At 72.8% G+C, this 1,072-nt stretch carries 2 protein-coding genes; both read right to left on the reverse strand.

Annotated features, from left to right (window positions below; genetic code table 11):
• A partial coding sequence (locus tag R6V09_RS53730; protein ID WP_317888637.1) for an MEDS domain-containing protein occupies positions 1–678 on the reverse strand: 678 nt, incomplete at its 3' end.
• Positions 679–718: 40 nt separating this feature from the next.
• Positions 719–1,072, reverse strand: a 354-nt coding sequence (locus R6V09_RS53735; protein ID WP_317888638.1) for a response regulator transcription factor, incomplete at its 5' end; no start/stop codon positions are given.

The raw sequence follows: 1,072 nt of genomic DNA on the forward strand, positions 1-1,072 counted from the left end.
GCCACGGGCCCGCGCCTGGTCCGCCGCGAACCGGTGACCGGCGGTCAGGTCCCCGTCGAGGCCGAGCCCGACCGCGTCCCTGGGCGGGGCGGGCAGCGGGCCGAGGTCGAGGGTCGCGTACACGGCGGGCTCCGTGAACAGCGGGCTGGGGCGGATGCCGTGCCGGTCCAGTTCCGTCGGATGGGTGTGCCGGGCGGCGTCGACGACATCGGGCGGTGCGGTACGGGTGTCGTAGAGGCACATCAGGTCGGGCGGTGCGCCGGTGAACAGCTCGGTGGCCAGGGCCTCGTAGCGCTTCCACTCGGGGATCTGGCGCGGCGAACGGCCCTCCCAGACCGGCTCGCCCGTCATGTGGAGGCGGCCTTCGGGGCTCGCGTGCGTGACGTAGTAGTCGAGGGCGGTGGCCATGCTGTTCGCGGGACTGCCGCGGTACCAGCGTGCGGAGTCGCGGAAGTCCACGTGTCGGGCGTCGGGGCCGAGCGCGTCCCGCAGCAGGTCCAGTTTGCGTGTGGTGGTGATGGCCACCGGGTCCGGTTCGTCCTCGGCGCCGATGGCCTCCCGGAGGAAGGGCACCACCACCGCGAGGAACTCCTCGTCGGACGAGTGGATTCCGGCGTGATGCTTGATGGGCGGAACGGGTGGGGTGGGGGTGGGTGTCGTGGGTTCTCCGTGTTCCATCGGGCTGCCTTTCTCTCGCTCGGTTCACGGCCGTACGTCGTCAGGGGCGTACGGCCCGGCGTGCCTCGGCCCAGACGGCGACCTGGCTGCGGGAGGTGAAGCCCAACTTGCTGAGGATGCGCTCCACATGGCCTTCCGCCGTCCGCAGCGCGACCACCAGCCGGTCGGCGATCTGCTGGTTGGTCAGTCCCTCCGCGACCAGTTCGGCGACCTCCGTCTCACGGCGGGTGAGCGGGCTGTCGGCCGACTGCCGGGCGGGTGACTCCCGCTCGCCCAGCGCGTGGCGCACCGCGTCGTCCGAGGTGAATGCGAGGCCCTCGCGGTAGGCGCTGTCGAAGGCGGCGCCCAGCAGCGCGCGGGCCACTTCCTCGGCCTCGGTGCGCACCGGGCCGTG

This window comes from Streptomyces sp. W16 (assembly GCF_033194735.1).
In the GTDB taxonomy this organism is placed as follows: domain Bacteria; phylum Actinomycetota; class Actinomycetes; order Streptomycetales; family Streptomycetaceae; genus Streptomyces.